This window comes from Candidatus Solirubrobacter pratensis (assembly GCF_000425945.1).
Lineage (GTDB): Bacteria > Actinomycetota > Thermoleophilia > Solirubrobacterales > Solirubrobacteraceae > Solirubrobacter > Solirubrobacter pratensis.
Map to the genome: position 1 here is coordinate 42,115 of NZ_KE384481.1, position 13,417 is coordinate 55,531.

The window sequence follows — 13,417 nt, forward strand, 5'->3', positions numbered from 1 at the left end:
GCGGAAGGGTATTCACTCGATCGGCGCCACCAGGCTCGAGAAGAACGGCCGGAACCCCTCGCGCTCGTACAGCCGCCGCGCGTCCGGGTTCGCGTCGATGACCGAGACCACCCAGTGCCGGACGCCCTGCATGCGCAGCCGCTCGCGCGCCGCGCCGATCAGCTGCGTGCCGATGCCGGCGCCGCGCGCGCGCTCGGCGACCGCGAGCGACTCCAGGTCGCCGACGCGCTCGCCGAGGTCGAACGTCGGGCTGGTCGCCTCGTGCACGCGCACCGCCGCATAGCCGTCCGGCTCTCCGCCGCCCTCGGGCACCGCCGCGAGGATGAACCCGTCTCCGCGCTGCAGCCAGCCGGCGTACTCCGCCCGCCGCCTGCGCCACGTCTCCTCCGGCGCGCGGACCCGCAGGTCGGTCACCGAGCGGTGATGGGCGACCATCGCCAGCCACAGCGGCTCGACGCGGTCGAGGGCGGAGACGCCGAGCGGCTCGATCCGGTGCACGCCGCGCAGCGTATCCGCGTGCTCGACGCGCTCGGGGCACGCCCCGCGACGGGCGATCGCGCCGATCAGCCTGGCGCCGTCCGGCTCGGGACGAGCACGACGACGGTCGCGTCGTCGGAGAGCGGGTCCTCGATCGCCGCGCGCACGGCGTCCTCGATCGCACGCAGCGTTCCGGCCGCGGAGTCCGCGGGCGCCTTCGCGACCGCGCGGCGGATCCCGTCGAGGCCGAGCGTGCCGCCTTCCACCGTCGGGCGGTCGAGTACGCCGTCCGAGAGCAGCAGCAACCGCTCCCCCGCGCCCAGGCGCCTCCGCTGCACCGCCTTCTCCCCCGGCATCGCGGAATCGCCCAAGGCAGGCAGGACGCCGTCGCCGAGCACCTCGACCGCGCCATCGGCGCCGACCAGGATCGGCGCGTGCTCCCCGCACGTAAGCCAGCTCACGGACGAGGTGGGACCGTTCCAGCTCGCGATCGTCGCCGTCGCGGTGACGGCTTCGCGCGCCACCTCGCTCAGCACCTCATGCATGAGCGTGACGGCTCGCGCCGGGTCCGCCGAGCGCTGGCGAGCGGCGCGGAAGGCGCCGAGCGTCACCGTGCCCAGGCCCGCGGCGGCCGGACCGCGCCCCGTCGTATCGGAGATGCCGATCCACGCGCACTCGTGGTTCTCGGCGCAGTCGAACCAGTCCCCGCCGATGTCGTAGCCCGGGAGCACGTTGCCGGCGATCAGCGCCCCGCCGATGCGCAGGATGCGCGGCGGGAGCAGATGCTGCTGGATCTCCGCCGCCGGGCTCGTCGGGCGGAGGCGCCGCACGCTGTCGATGTGGTCGGTGTACTCGACCGCCAGACCGAGCGCGGCGGCCGCTTCCGCGGCGAGGTCGCGGAGCGCGTCGCCGGCCGCGCCGACTGCCATCAGCACCCCGGTCGCGCGGCCGCGCAGGTACATCGGCGCGACGACCGCACCGGGCAGCAGGTCCTCGATCAGCGCGCGCAGCGGGGCGACGCCTTCGCGCGGGATTTCGGGGCCGACGGCCAGGGGAACCGAGATCCGGTCTGGGAAGGTGCCGGGACCGGCCAACCGCTGCATCGTCGAGCCCTCGAGGTCGATCAGATACACGGCGGCGGACGTCACGCCGTCGAGCCGCTGCGCCTCGGCGACGATCTGGTCTCCCAACTGGAACGGCGGCACCTTGTTGAGCACCTCGGTGACCGACAGCGGCGACGGCACCAGATCGGCGAGCTCCCCGGGGGGCCGCAGGTGCTCCTCGTCGTTGGCCTCCGCGTCGTCGCGCACCTGCGTGCGGACCGCGCCAAGCAGCTCCTCGCGGGTCGCGAAGTGCCGGTAGGCCGTCGAGCGCGCGACGCCCGCGGCGGCGGCGATCTCGCCCATCTCGGCGTTCGGGTCGCGAGCGAAGAGGTCTCGCGCCGCCTCGACGAGCTTGGAGCGGTTCAGCGCCACGTCGCTGCGTTCGCGCCGGCGGCGGCCGTGCGGGTTCGACGCCATGAGGCCATTGTAAACCGGACACGACGTCCCATTTTGCTTGGTGCAATCGCGGACCACGTCTCGTTTTGCGGTCCGACGGGTCGGGGAGCGCAACGGCGATCCCACGACAAGGAGGCTTCCTATGAGCACCAGGACACCCGAGGACGTGCAGCGCTGGCGCGGCATGAGCGCCGTCGACAGCAACGGCGACAAGATCGGCAAGATCGACGAGATCTATCTCGACCGCAGCAGCGCCGAGCCGGAGTGGGCCACGGTCAACACCGGCCTGTTCGGCATGCGCACCACGTTCGTGCCGATCTCCGGTGCCGAGAGCCGCGGCGACGAGGTCCGGCTCGCGTACACCAAGGACCAGATCAAGGACGCGCCGAACGTGGACGCCGACGGTGAGCTATCGACCGAGGAGGAGCAGCGGCTCTACGAGCATTACGGTCGGGGCGACTACGGCGATTGGGACTCGTCCGCTTCGGTCGGCCGCGACACCTCGGGGCCCACGACCGACGACGCGATGACGCGCTCCGAGGAGGAGTTGCGCGTCGGCACCGAGCGGCGCGAGTCCGGCCGCGCCCGCCTGCGCAAGTACGTGGTCACCGAGGAGGTCACGAAGACCGTCCCGGTGCAGCGCGAGGAGGTCCGCATCGAGCGCGAGCCGATCACCGGCGACAACGTCGACGACGCGCTGGACGGGCCCGCGATCTCCGAGGAGGAGCATGAGGTCGTGCTGCACGAGGAGACGCCCGTCGTCGAGAAGCGAACGGTCCCCAAGGAGCGCGTGCGCATGGCGAAGGACACGCGCACGGAGCAGGAGACCGTCAGCGAAGAGGTGCGCAAGGAGCGCATCGAGACCGACGGCGACCCTCGCGAGTAGTCCCGCGTCGACGAGGAGCCCCATGCCGACCACCGCACGAACCCCATCCCCGGCCGGGCGCCGCGCCCGGCCGGGGCCCCGGCGCCGCGGCGGTTGGCTGCAACGCAGCCGTCCGCGGCCGCAGCGGCGGTCAGCCGCCGCGAAGGCCCTCGGCACGTTGACGAGTGCGTTGCCGGGTCGCCGCTCCACCCCCGCGCCCGCCACGTCGCGGCGCGGCGGCAGGACCGGCAGCCTCGACATCCACGCCGGCGCAGCCGGCTCGCGTTCAAGAACCGCGACAGGATCACCGCGCTCATTAGGCGCGACCGCTCCCGGCCGGAGTCCGCGAGCCCGGACCGCGCGGGCGCTGTCGGGCTCGGGACTAGAGCGCGCCGCTGCGCGTGGAGCACGCATCGGTGGCAGGGCGACCGGGTAGCGCCCCGTCCATGACGCCCTCTCGCCGACCGACTCCGCTCGAACCCGTGGTGCAGGCCGTGGAGGGCGCTGCCGCGCTCGACGCGCCCGCGAAGGCGATCGGCAAATGGGTGCGGGGCGCGTTCGCGCGCGAGCCGCTCAAGGACGCGCTGAGCGGCACGTGGCTCGGGCACGCGGTGCACCCGGTGCTCACCGACGTGGTGATCGGCACGTTCCTCAGCTCGACGCTGCTCGACCTGCTCGGCGGCGACGACGGCGAGCGCGCCCGCCGGCGGCTCGTAGGCGCCGGGATCGCGGCGGCCGGGCCGACGGTGATGACCGGCGCCAACGATTGGGCCGACGCCGAGCCGGTGGACGACGGCGTCCGGCGCTCCGGCCTCGTGCACGCACTCTCCAACTCCACCGCGCTCCTCCTCTACGCCGGCTCGCTGGGCGCCGCGGGCCGGCGCGCGGCTGCGCTGCGGCTGGGCGGCGCCGCGGCGCTGCTCGCGGGCGGCTACCTCGGCGGCCACCTCTCGTTCGCCAAGGGCGTCGGGCCCGACCAGACGGTCTACGACCCTGGCCCGGCGGACTGGACGCCGGCGGCCGGCGCGGCGGAGCTGATCGACGGCCGGCCGATGCGCGTGGTCGTCGGCGACACGCCGGTCCTGCTGCTGCGCGACGGCGAGCAGCTGTTCGCGATCCACGACCGCTGCTCGCACCGCGGGTGCTCGCTGAGCGACGGATCGCTCGAGGGCGACGAGATCGTCTGCAGCTGCCACGGCTCGCGCTTCGACCGCCGCGACGGCGCCGTGCGGCAGGGACCCGCGACGGCGCCGCAGCCGGCGTTCGAGGTGCGCATCAACGACGAGCGCGTCGAGATCCGCCGGCTCGCGGCGTGAGCGGCGCGGCCGCTAGGCGGCCCGGGCGCGGCTCTGCAGGCGCGCGTCGAAGCGGTCGCGCGCCTCTTCGACGCGTTTGCCGTGTGTGAGCGTCCACGACCCGAGCGCCTTCAAGGGCGGGGCCATCGTGGCGCCGAGCGGCGACAGCGCGTACTCGACACGCGGCGGCACTTCGGCGTGGACGCGGCGCATCACGAGCCCGTCGCGCTCCATCGCGCGCAGCGTCTGCGTGAGGACCTTCTCCGAGATCGGAGTCAGCTCCTCGAGCAATTCGTGATAGCGGCGGGTGCCGTCGCCCAACGCCAACAGCACGTCTACGGACCACTTCGAGCTCAAGAGCCCGATCGAGTCGCGGATCAGGCGCGCGGCTCGCGTGCGCTCGGCGACGCGGCGGGCGTGGGTGGGCTCGACGGCGACCGGTGAGCTCATGCTTCGGCTCCATTCAACTTCAGTCCAAGCGAGCGGAGCGCTCGCGATACTCGTAGCCGCGCGGCGTTCTGGCTACAGCCAAGCGCGCCTGCGACCTCGTCATATTCCAATTGGTGCACGATGCGCAGCTCCAAGGCGCGGCGCTGCTCGCGGGGCAATGCCCGCAAGGCGAGCCGCAGTGCCGGGGCCAGCGAACCGGCCTCCAAGCGCTCGTCGACGGCGTCGTACTCCTCGCAGTCCGAGAACGCGGCCGGAAGGCCGAGCCGCTCGCGAGCTGCACTTTCGATTCGATTGTGCTTGTGGTACTGCCGCAGCAGGTTGCGCGCGATGCCGAACAGCCAGGGCGCACCCGAGCCGTCCGCCATATCACGAAACCGTCGCGACGAGTGCCACGCCTGGGCGAATGTCTCCGCCGTGAGGTCCAGCGCGGCACTCTCCGAACCCGTATGACGCAAGAACCATGACCGCACCCAAGTGGCGTAGCGGTCGTAGAACTCGCGGAAAGCGAGTGGATCCCGGCTTGCGCAGGCAAGCAGTTCGGCATCAGTTCGGGTCACAGGGTGCGTAGCGGCTCCAGACGGTTCGCTACCTGATCATGACTCCAGCGGCGAACGTGTGTCTTAAGTCCTCGCGTACTTGCGATTGGGTTCGATGGGCCGCGAGAACACCCGCTCCATCTGCACCTGCCCGCCGTGCGATTCCTCAGGCACAGCTTTCTCTAGCAGGAACCGGGCGCGCGGACCGTCGACTTCGATCCATCCGACCTGGTTGTTGAACCAGGGCTCGTCGTGGACGAGCCGCCAGTCGACGGGTGGCGCGCCGACTCCGGCGGCGCGCGAGAGCGCGCGTGCAACACGCGTGGCGGCGGGGGTCCAGGCCGTGAGGATGGTGCGCCGCTCATTGGTGTCAAGTGGGTTCCGGAAGGGCGAGCAGACCGCCTGCCAGACCGAAGATGAGACGCCCGCACCAGGCGGGAAGCCGATTTGCGCCAGGTATGCGTGATGGACGTCCCCGGACAGCACCGTGATCGTCTCCGGCGCGCGCCCGCGGCGGCCTGAGCCGACCTCGCGCAGCAGCTCGCACATCGCCTCGAAGGACGTGCCGAACGCGGCCCAGTGCTCGAGGTCGAGCGTCTGGCGCAGCTTCTCGCCGGCGCGCGCCGCGTGCCGGCCCCAGGCCCCGTCGCAGATCGCCTCGTTCCACGCCTCGAGGTGGTGCAGGGCGGGCGCGAGGATCAAGGGCAGCGACGTGCCGATCAGCAGGTGCTCGACGTCGCCGCGAGCGTGCTCGGAGATCCACTCCCACTCTGCGGCGTCGACCATCGAGCGGTGGCCGGGCGTCAGCACGCGCCCGGCGCGCGAGTCGACCATCACGACGCGAGCCGGCCCGATGTCGCGGCAGAAGCTCCAGCGCGTGCCGTCGACCTCGCGGTCGGCGCGCTCGGCGAACGCGCGCAGGATCGCGGTCGGGTCGCGCTCGGTGCGCAGCCGCTGGTAGAGCTCCTCGCGCTCCAACTCGGCGGGCGGGAGGTTGCCGAGGTGCTGGTAGACGTAGTAGCTCTCGAACGCGGCGATCACGCGCGTGCGCCACCACTCGGTCCTGCGCATCTCCTCGACCCACGCCAGCGACGTGTTCCAGTCGTCGTGGACGTCGTGGTCGTCGAAGATCATCGCGCTCGGCACCGTCGAGAGCAGCCAGCGGATCGTCGGCTCGCCCCACGCGGCGCAGTAGAGCTGGGCGTACTCGTCGTACTCGACGACCTGCTCGCCGTCGATGCGGTCCTGGACGTCGGGGTGGACCTCGTCGGCGTAGACCTGATCGCCGAGCATCAGCAGTGCGTGCGGCCACTCCTCCGGGCCGGTGCGCGCCATCCGCTGCGCGAGCCCGCGCAGCGCGTCGACCTCGCGCCCTTCGGGGTCCTCGTCCTTGCGCAGGCTGTACGGCGGCTCGTTCGGGACGGCGACGCGGCAGGAGCCGAACGCGATCCGCACCGGCCCCTTCGCCGAGTGCGTCCGCAGGACGCTGCGCGGGAAGGCGGAGTCCGGCGCGGGCCAGACGACGTCGCCGTCGAGCGCCACCTCGTACGGCGTCGCCGCGTCGGCCGGCAGCCCGGTCACGTGCACGAGCGCGTAGTGGCGCCCGTGCACGGTGAACGTTCGCTCGCGGCTCGGCGCAAGACCCTCGGGCCGGACCTCGACCTCGCACGCCGCGTCCGCCTGGACCCAGATCGTGGCGTCGTCGGTCGAGGCGTACCGCAGCAGCGGGCCAAGGATGAGATCAGGCAACGGCTCGCAGATCGTATCTGCGGCGAATCCGGTAGAGCGTCGATCGCTCGGCGGCGGGACGGCCGGCGCGATGCGCCGCGCCGATCAGGTCCTCCGGGTCGAGCTTGACGCCGTGGTCGGCGCCCGCCATGCGCGAGATCGACTCCTCCATCAGCGTGCCGCCGAGGTCGTTGACACCCCAGCGCAGCGCCTCGGTCGCGGCGTCGAGCCCCATCTTGACCCAGCTCGCCTGCAGGCTCGGGATCGTCCGGCCGAGCGCCAGCCGGAAGACGGCCGTGTGCTTGAGGTTCTCCTCGCGCGAGATCTCCTGGATGCCGTGCTTGCGGCCGAGCTGCGTCTGGAACGGGATGAACGAGAGCGGCACGAACTCCGTGAAGCCGCCGGTGCGCTCCTGCAGCGTGCGGACGACGCGCATGTGCTCGGCGAGCTCGGCAGGCGTCTCGATGTGGCCGAACATCACCGTCACGGTCGAGCGCAGCCCGATCTCGTGCGCCGCCGTGATGATCTCCACCCAGCGCGCGACGGGCAGCTTGTTCGGGCTGATGCGCTGCCGGACGCCGTCGTCGAGCACCTCCGCGGCGGTGCCCGGGACGCTCCCCAGGCCGGCCTCGCGCAGCTGCTCGAAGACCGCATGCGGGGAGAGCCCGCTGACGTCGCACATGTGCGCGACCTCCATCGGGCTGTAGGCGTGCAGGTGGATGTCCGGCGCGGTCTCCTTGGCGAGCCGCAGCCAGCCGAGGTAGTCCTCCAGCCCCCAGTCCGGATGGATGCCCGACTGCATGCAGATCTCCGTCGCGCCGAACGCGATCGCGTCGTGGATGCGGCGCACGAAGTCGGCCCGGGAGTGCTCATAGGCGTCCGGCGAGCGGCGCGAGACGCCGAAGCCGCAGAACGCGCAGCCGACCGTGCACACGTTGGAGACGTTGATGTTGCGGTTGACGACGAACGTCACGAGGTCGCCGGCCAGCTCGGCGCGCAGCTCGTCGGCGGCCTGGCGCATGTCCTCGATCACCTCGGGGCGGCTCTCGGCGAACATCGCCTCCAGCTCCTCGGGGGTGAGCGGGAGTCCCTCGCGGGCGGCGGCGATCGTCTCCGGCAGAACGCCGGCCCGGCCGCGGCGCGGGATGAAGGTGCGGAAGCGGTCCTCGATGACCTCCAGGACGCGCGGCGCGAGCCATTCCTGCGTCATGTACTGCGGATAGACGCACAGCCGCTCGGTCGGCGCGGCGATGCCCTCGAGGCGTCGGCGCACCTGCAGCGGCGACGGGAACGGGTGCTCGGGGCTGATGTGGTCGCCGTTGGCCGACAGGCCGCCGAGGTCGGTCGCGCCCGCCTCGACGAGCTGCGGCCACCAGTCGGCCAGGTTCGGCGGGACCTGGATGCCGACGTCCGGCATCAGCCGCCTCGTCTCCTGCACGAGCCGCACCATGTCGTCGATCGTCACCGGGCAGGCCCACTTGGGCGCGTCGCGGTGCGGGACGTCGGAGAGCCCGGTGCGCCAGTAGCGCTCGGCCGCGTCGGTCGCGATCTCGGCCGGCTCCTCGCCGTAGTAGCGCCGGTGCGGCACGAAGTTCTGGAGGATGATCTCCTGAATGTGATCGAAGCCCGCGAGCGCCTCCAGGGACTCCATCCGGTCCTGCTCGGACTCGCCGATGCCGACGAGGATGCCGCTCGTGAACGGGATCCGGAGCTCCCCGGCGGTGCGGATGAAGTCCAGTCGCACCTGCGGGTGCTTGGTCGGCGACCCCTGATGGGCGACGAGGTCGGGGTTGGTCGACTCGAGCATCAGGCCCTGGCTCGCGGTGACCTCGCGCAACCGCACCAGCTCCTCGCGCGACACGACGCCGAGGTTGGGGTGCGGGAGCATGCCGCGCTCGAGGGCGCGCTCGCAGGCCCACACGACGTAGGCGGTGAAGTCTCCGAAGCCGAGCTCGTCGAGCTGCGGCTGGACCGCGGGAGCCTCGCCGGTCAGGACCAGCAGCTCCTTGACGCCGCGTCGCGCGGCCCGGTCGATCAGCCGCTCGACCTCCGCAGGCGAGTGCAGGTGCGGCTTGTGGGTGGCGAAGGAGCAGTACTTGCAGTGGCAACGGCACGTTCGCGAGAGTGAGAGCGTGACGTTGCGCGAGTATGTGACCCGGCGCATCCACTGGCACCATACCGGGGTGCGCTGGTGGACCATCGCGATGCTGGCGGCCGTGCTCGCGGGGTGCGGCGGCGCCCGGTCGACGGGCTCGTTCGGGGACGTCACGGTGGCGCTGGACTCCTCGCCGGACGCCAACGACGTCGGCCTGTACCTGGCCCAGGCGCGCGGCTACGACGAGGGCGAGGGCGTGAGCTTCAAGATCGCCGCCAAGGCCCCCGCCGACCTCGTGCTCGTCTCGCAGGCGGCGTTGCGGCGGACGCCGGACCTCGTCGGCGTGATGGCGATCGTGCAGCCGGCCAAGCTCGTCGTCGCCGTGCGGCGCGACACGCTGCAGGAGGACCGCGGGATGGTCGCGGCCGCCGTGCGAGCGCTCCAGCGCGGCTACCAGCAGGCGCAGCTCGAGCCCGACGAGGCGGTGCAGGCGATGGCCGCCCAGGTCCCGGGCCTGAACACCACCGTCGTGTCGTCGCAGCTGGACCGCGTGTCACCGACCTGGTCGGCCGGCGCGCCGTTCCTGGGCGCGCTGCCCGCGGGCCGCCAGCTCGACCGCTCGGTCGCCACCTACCAGCAGCCCAACCAGTGAGCGGGCGCTATTGGGCGCGGATGCGGCGGAACTCCTTCCGGACGGACTCCGGCCGGCCCCACATCTGCGTGACCTCGACGCGCCCTTCGCGGACCTCGCGCAGCACGAGCTCGCCGGCGATGCCGGCGTCGTCGAGCAGCTTGAGGGTGCCGTGCGTGGCGGGCGCCGCCGCGGCGTGGCCGAACTGGTGCGCCACGACGAGGCGGAAGTGCCAGTCGTGGTGGGAGTACGGCTGGGCGTTGATCGTCACGAGCAGCGACGCGGCGTCGATATAGCGATCCTCCTGCACGCGCAGGTCGAGCTCGAGGTCCGTCCAATCGGACGGAAGCGCGGCGAGGATCTCGTTGAAGGTCTCGGCAAGCGGCATGATTGCGCCGAAGAGCGTACACATGGAGATCCCTCTCGACATGGAAGGGCTGCTCGCCCTGCTCGAGCGCTTGGACGGCGCCGAGGAGGTCGCCGTCGTCCGCTCGGCGCTGGCGGCGGGGGTCCCGCGCGAGCGCGTGATGGACGAGCTGCAGCGCGAGGTCGAGCGCCGGATCGCCCGGCTCGACGATCGCAGTCACTAACCTTGCGTCAGTGACCTTTGTCGTCGATCGCTCAGGGCGCGGCAAGCTCGCCCTCACCGGGGCTGACGCCAAGACCTTCCTGCACGGCCAGGTGACCAACGACATCGAGGGCCTGCAGCCCGGCCAGGGCTGCTACGCCGCGTTCCTCACCCATAAGGGCAAGATGCTCGGCGACATGCGCGTCTTCGACCTCGGGGACGAGCTGCTGCTCGACTGCGAGCGCGTCGCCCTGCAGGACCTCTTCAACATGATCCGGCGCTACAAGCTGGGGCTGGAGGTCGAGCTGCACAAGCGCACGCTCGAGCTGGGCCTGTTCTCGGTCATCGGGCCGGACGCGCCGGCGCTCGTGGGCGAGGCCGAGCACAGCTGCGCGCGGGTCGCGCTGGGCGGGCCCGAGGTCGTGGCGGCGCGAACGGACACCGGCGTGGACGTCTTCTTCCGGGCGGAGGACCGCGACGCCGTGCGCGCGGCGCTGGACTTCCCCGACGGCGACGAGGCGCAGGCCGAGATCGTGCGCGTCGAGTCCGGCCGCCCGCGCTTCGGCGTGGACATCGACGACAGCGTGATCCCGCAGGAGGCGGGGCTCAACGAGCGCGCCGTCTCCTTCACCAAGGGCTGCTACGTCGGGCAGGAGACGGTCGCCCGGCTCTACTACCGCGGCAAGCCGAACCGGCGCCTGCGCGGCGTGCGCCTCAGCGCTCCCGCGCCGGCCGGGACCGAGCTGCGGCTGGGCGAGAAGACGGTCGGCAGGCTGGGCTCCTGCGTGGTCTCCCCCGTGCACGGCCCGATCGGGCTCGCCATCGTCCGGCGCGAGGCGGAGGACGGCGTGACCGTCGACGCGGGCGGCATCGCCGCGCGGATCGTCGACGTGCCGTTCACGCGCTAGCGCGATGCTCACGAAATGCTCGTCCCGGCGCGGTAGCGTTAGCTTCAGACAGTCAGACTGAAGGGAGCTGCTCGATGGCCGCTCACGTGATCGTGCTCGCCAACCGCACCGCCGCGTCTCCCGAGCTGGTCGACGCGCTCGTCCGCCGCGGCCGGCGAGGTCCGATCGTCGCCACGCTCGTCATGCCGGCCGCCGGACCTGGGAGCGCGGCGCGGACGGAGGCCAAGGCGCGCCTGGACGCCGCGCTGGAGACCTGGCGCAAGGCGGGGATAGAGCGCTGCGACGGGGTGGTGTGCGATCCGGTGCCTCTCGAGGCGCTGACCGAGGTATGGGACCCGATGCGCCACGACGAGGTCGTGGTCTGCACCCTCCCCGGCCAGAGCTCGCGCTGGGTCAGCAGCGACCTGCCGGCCTCGGTCGCGCGCTACACGGGCGTCTCGGTCCAGCACGTCGTCGCCCACGACCCGGAGGACGCGCCGCAGACCTCGCCGGCGCCCGCGCATGAGAAGTCCCCGATGGGGCCGCTCAGCGTGCTCTCCTGGGGCGGCAAGAGCGCCTAAGACGCGAGGAGCTCGAGGCGGTTGCCCCAGGGGTCCTCGGTGTAGAAGCGGCCGGGGATCGCGTCGTCCCAGCGAACCGGGGCTCCGGCGCGTGTCAGACGCTCGGCGAGCGCGTCGAGCGACGCCGGCGAGTCGGCCGCCAGCGCAGGATGGGCCTTCGCGGCCGGCGCGAAGTCGGCCTGGACGCCGACGTGGAGCTGGTGCGGGCCGCATGCGAACCAGGCGCCGCCGCGGCCGGCAAGCGCGGCCGGCTTCTCGAGCTCCGGCAGCTCCAGGAGCCCGCCATAGAACGCGCGCGCCTCGGCCTCGCAGCCGGGGGGCGCGGCGACCTGCACGTGATCGAGACCCGTGATCATGGTCCCCGAATCTACGTGGACGACTTCTTCCGCGCCCGCTGGTACACGCTGCGCCGCGCCGGCTCGACCAAGCCGGCGACGTACCGCTGCCCGCTCTGCGGCCGGCAGATGCCGGCGCTGATCGATCACCTGCTGGTCTTCCCCGAGGACGACCACTCGCGCCGCCGGCACGCGCACATCGAGTGCGTGCGCGCCGCGCGGGCGGCGGGGCGGCTGCCGCTGCGCGAGGAGGTCGAGCCCAAGCCGCCGGGCCTGCTGGCGCGGCTTCTGCGACGGCGATGAACGAGCGCATGCAGGAGGGCCGTGCGGCCGTCCCGCGGGCTAGCCTCGGCCGGACGCCATGCACGCGCGTCGCCTGCACACCCGGGAAGCCCTGCTCGAGCGGCGCCGGGCTCACCGCCGCCGCTCGCGACGGATGCGGCGGCTCTCGGGGCTGGCCGCGGTCGCCGCGACCGCCGGGATCGCGTTCGGTGCGCTGCACCGCGACACGCCGGCCAGCGCGGCGGCGTCCGCGCCGCCCGGCGTGCTGGCGCCGCGGCCGAGCATCTTCCCGCAGCGCGACCGCGTCGCCGAGCTGCCGTACGTCGCGGTCGGCGGCCGCCGGGGGCGCGAGATCGCGCTGACGTTCGACGACGGCCCCGGCCCCTACACGCCCGCGATCCTGCGCGAGCTGCACCGCCTCCAGGCACCTGCGACGTTCTTCCAGGTGGGGGCGACCGAGCACTACTTCACGGACGCCGAGGCGGCCGAGCTGCGCGACCCGCTCTTCGTCATCGGCGATCACACGCAGCGCCACCGGCGCCTGGACCGCCTCTCCCCCGCCGAGCAGCGCGCCGAGATCGACGAGCAGGCCGCCGTCCTGCGCGCCGCCGGCGTCCCCCAGCCGACGCTCTTCCGGCCGCCCTACGGCGCGTATGACGCCGCCACGCTCGCCCTGCTCGGGGAGCGGCACATGACGATGGTGATGTGGAGCGTGGACAGCGAGGACTACCTACGTCCCGGCGTGGACCGGATCGTCGCCAACGTGCTCGGCGCCGCCAAGCCCGGCGCGATCGTGCTCCTGCACGACGCAGGCGGCGACCGCGGCCAGACGCTCGAGGCGCTGCCGCGGATCGTCGTCGGCCTGCGCGAGCGCGGCTACCGGCTCGTCTCGGTGCCGCGACTGCTGAAGGACGCCCCGCCGCCGCTCACGCAGCCGGTGATGGGCATCGGCGCCGGCTGAGCCGCCTGCTGGGCGATCCCGCGCTCGCGTTCTGCGTCGCCCCGAGCTGCGGCCAGTTCTTCCTGCGCCACCGCGGCGACCAGCGCTGGTGCGGACCCGCCTGCGGCACCCGCGCGCGCGTCGCCCGCCATGCCCGCCGCTGAGCCTCAGCGCACCGGGGACGAGACGCGCATCGCATTCGCGCCGGCGGAAACAGGGATCGCGGTCAGCATCGTCTCCGGAGCGGG

16 protein-coding genes are annotated in these 13,417 nt (G+C 72.8%); 8 read left to right on the plus strand and 8 right to left on the minus strand.

Annotated features, from left to right (window positions below; genetic code table 11):
* Nucleotides 1-12: 12 nt before the first annotated feature.
* Complete coding sequence (locus H958_RS41290; protein ID WP_051324988.1) at nucleotides 13-498, minus strand: GNAT family N-acetyltransferase; 486 nt, start codon at nucleotides 496-498, stop codon at nucleotides 13-15.
* A gap of 65 nt (nucleotides 499-563) precedes the next feature.
* Complete coding sequence (locus H958_RS0129785; RefSeq protein ID WP_028061336.1) at nucleotides 564-1,997, minus strand: PP2C family protein-serine/threonine phosphatase; 1,434 nt, start codon at nucleotides 1,995-1,997, stop codon at nucleotides 564-566.
* Nucleotides 1,998-2,118: 121 nt separating this feature from the next.
* Here H958_RS0129785 and H958_RS0129790 point away from each other — a divergent pair, with 121 nt between their 5' ends.
* On the plus strand, nucleotides 2,119-2,862 hold the full coding sequence (locus tag H958_RS0129790; protein ID WP_051324989.1) for a DUF2382 domain-containing protein: 744 nt from the start codon (nucleotides 2,119-2,121) through the stop codon (nucleotides 2,860-2,862).
* Nucleotides 2,863-3,326: 464 nt separating this feature from the next.
* A complete protein-coding gene (locus H958_RS0129795) occupies nucleotides 3,327-4,157 on the plus strand; it encodes a Rieske (2Fe-2S) protein (protein ID WP_231379406.1) in 831 nt (276 codons plus the stop codon).
* Between the two features lie 12 nt (nucleotides 4,158-4,169).
* Here H958_RS0129795 and H958_RS0129800 read toward each other — a convergent pair whose 3' ends face one another.
* From H958_RS0129800 to cofH, 4 genes are all read right to left on the minus strand, one after another.
* Nucleotides 4,170-4,586, minus strand: coding sequence for a winged helix-turn-helix transcriptional regulator (locus H958_RS0129800; protein ID WP_028061339.1), 417 nt, complete (start codon nucleotides 4,584-4,586; stop codon nucleotides 4,170-4,172).
* Entirely contained in the window at nucleotides 4,583-5,143 is a 561-nt protein-coding gene (locus H958_RS0129805; RefSeq protein WP_028061340.1) for an RNA polymerase sigma factor, read from the minus strand. The genes H958_RS0129800 and H958_RS0129805 overlap by 4 nt, the downstream gene beginning before the upstream one ends.
* A 63-nt stretch (nucleotides 5,144-5,206) precedes the next feature.
* Nucleotides 5,207-6,871: an alkaline phosphatase D family protein gene (locus H958_RS41295; protein WP_081686427.1), complete on the minus strand. Its 1,665-nt coding sequence runs from the start codon at nucleotides 6,869-6,871 to the stop codon at nucleotides 5,207-5,209.
* Nucleotides 6,864-9,014, minus strand: coding sequence for a 5-amino-6-(D-ribitylamino)uracil--L-tyrosine 4-hydroxyphenyl transferase CofH (cofH, locus tag H958_RS0129815; protein ID WP_028061341.1), 2,151 nt, complete (start codon nucleotides 9,012-9,014; stop codon nucleotides 6,864-6,866). Before cofH ends, H958_RS41295 begins: the two co-directional genes overlap by 8 nt.
* On the opposite strand from cofH, the gene H958_RS0129820 reads away from it, so the two are divergent.
* Nucleotides 8,983-9,597, plus strand: a complete 615-nt coding sequence (locus H958_RS0129820; protein ID WP_156028404.1) for a hypothetical protein — start codon at nucleotides 8,983-8,985, stop codon at nucleotides 9,595-9,597. The genes cofH and H958_RS0129820 overlap by 32 nt on opposite strands.
* Nucleotides 9,598-9,604: 7 nt before the next feature.
* Here H958_RS0129820 and H958_RS0129825 read toward each other — a convergent pair whose 3' ends face one another.
* Nucleotides 9,605-9,964 carry a hypothetical protein gene (locus H958_RS0129825; protein ID WP_028061343.1) on the minus strand — a complete coding sequence of 120 codons (360 nt, stop codon included), beginning with the start codon at nucleotides 9,962-9,964 and terminating at the stop codon, nucleotides 9,605-9,607.
* A gap of 22 nt (nucleotides 9,965-9,986) precedes the next feature.
* Here H958_RS0129825 and H958_RS0129830 point away from each other — a divergent pair, with 22 nt between their 5' ends.
* The 3 genes from H958_RS0129830 (at nucleotide 9,987) to H958_RS0129840 (ending at nucleotide 11,612) form a co-directional block, all read left to right on the plus strand.
* A complete protein-coding gene (locus tag H958_RS0129830) occupies nucleotides 9,987-10,166 on the plus strand; it encodes a hypothetical protein (protein ID WP_028061344.1) in 180 nt (59 codons plus the stop codon).
* Nucleotides 10,167-10,176: 10 nt separating this feature from the next.
* Nucleotides 10,177-11,052: a CAF17-like 4Fe-4S cluster assembly/insertion protein YgfZ gene (gene ygfZ, locus H958_RS0129835; protein WP_231379407.1), complete on the plus strand. Its 876-nt coding sequence runs from the start codon at nucleotides 10,177-10,179 to the stop codon at nucleotides 11,050-11,052.
* A 74-nt stretch (nucleotides 11,053-11,126) separates the two neighbouring features.
* The gene (locus H958_RS0129840; RefSeq protein ID WP_156028406.1) at nucleotides 11,127-11,612 is read left to right on the plus strand and encodes a hypothetical protein; all 486 of its coding nucleotides are present in this window, start codon (nucleotides 11,127-11,129) and stop codon (nucleotides 11,610-11,612) included.
* On the opposite strand, the gene H958_RS0129845 is transcribed toward H958_RS0129840, so the two are convergent.
* Nucleotides 11,609-11,968 carry a VOC family protein gene (locus tag H958_RS0129845; protein ID WP_028061347.1) on the minus strand — a complete coding sequence of 120 codons (360 nt, stop codon included), beginning with the start codon at nucleotides 11,966-11,968 and terminating at the stop codon, nucleotides 11,609-11,611. The two genes, H958_RS0129840 and H958_RS0129845, sit on opposite strands and share 4 nt — an antisense overlap.
* 15 nt (nucleotides 11,969-11,983) lie before the next feature.
* Here H958_RS0129845 and H958_RS41300 point away from each other — a divergent pair, with 15 nt between their 5' ends.
* Both H958_RS41300 and H958_RS41305 read left to right on the plus strand, forming a co-directional pair.
* On the plus strand, nucleotides 11,984-12,250 hold the full coding sequence (locus H958_RS41300; RefSeq protein ID WP_037412065.1) for a hypothetical protein: 267 nt from the start codon (nucleotides 11,984-11,986) through the stop codon (nucleotides 12,248-12,250).
* 58 nt (nucleotides 12,251-12,308) lie between these two features.
* Nucleotides 12,309-13,190, plus strand: coding sequence for a polysaccharide deacetylase family protein (locus H958_RS41305; protein ID WP_081686428.1), 882 nt, complete (start codon nucleotides 12,309-12,311; stop codon nucleotides 13,188-13,190).
* The last annotated feature ends 227 nt before the right edge of the window (nucleotides 13,191-13,417 follow it).

Bases quoted from the DNA above. Each gene is read 5' to 3' on its own strand.
- H958_RS0129845 (WP_028061347.1), bottom strand. From the start codon at position 11,968: ATGATCACGGGTCTCGATCACGTGCAGGTCGCCGCGCCCCCCGGCTGC.
- H958_RS0129825 (WP_028061343.1), bottom strand. From the start codon at position 9,964: ATGCCGCTTGCCGAGACCTTCAACGAGATCCTCGCCGCGCTTCCGTCC.
- H958_RS0129830 (WP_028061344.1), top strand. From the start codon at position 9,987: ATGGAGATCCCTCTCGACATGGAAGGGCTGCTCGCCCTGCTCGAGCGC.
- H958_RS41305 (WP_081686428.1), top strand. From the start codon at position 12,309: ATGCACGCGCGTCGCCTGCACACCCGGGAAGCCCTGCTCGAGCGGCGC.
- H958_RS0129785 (WP_028061336.1), bottom strand. From the start codon at position 1,997: ATGGCGTCGAACCCGCACGGCCGCCGCCGGCGCGAACGCAGCGACGTG.
- H958_RS0129790 (WP_051324989.1), top strand. From the start codon at position 2,119: ATGAGCACCAGGACACCCGAGGACGTGCAGCGCTGGCGCGGCATGAGC.
- cofH (WP_028061341.1), bottom strand. From the start codon at position 9,014: ATGCGCCGGGTCACATACTCGCGCAACGTCACGCTCTCACTCTCGCGA.
- H958_RS0129800 (WP_028061339.1), bottom strand. From the start codon at position 4,586: ATGAGCTCACCGGTCGCCGTCGAGCCCACCCACGCCCGCCGCGTCGCC.
- H958_RS0129840 (WP_156028406.1), top strand. From the start codon at position 11,127: ATGGCCGCTCACGTGATCGTGCTCGCCAACCGCACCGCCGCGTCTCCC.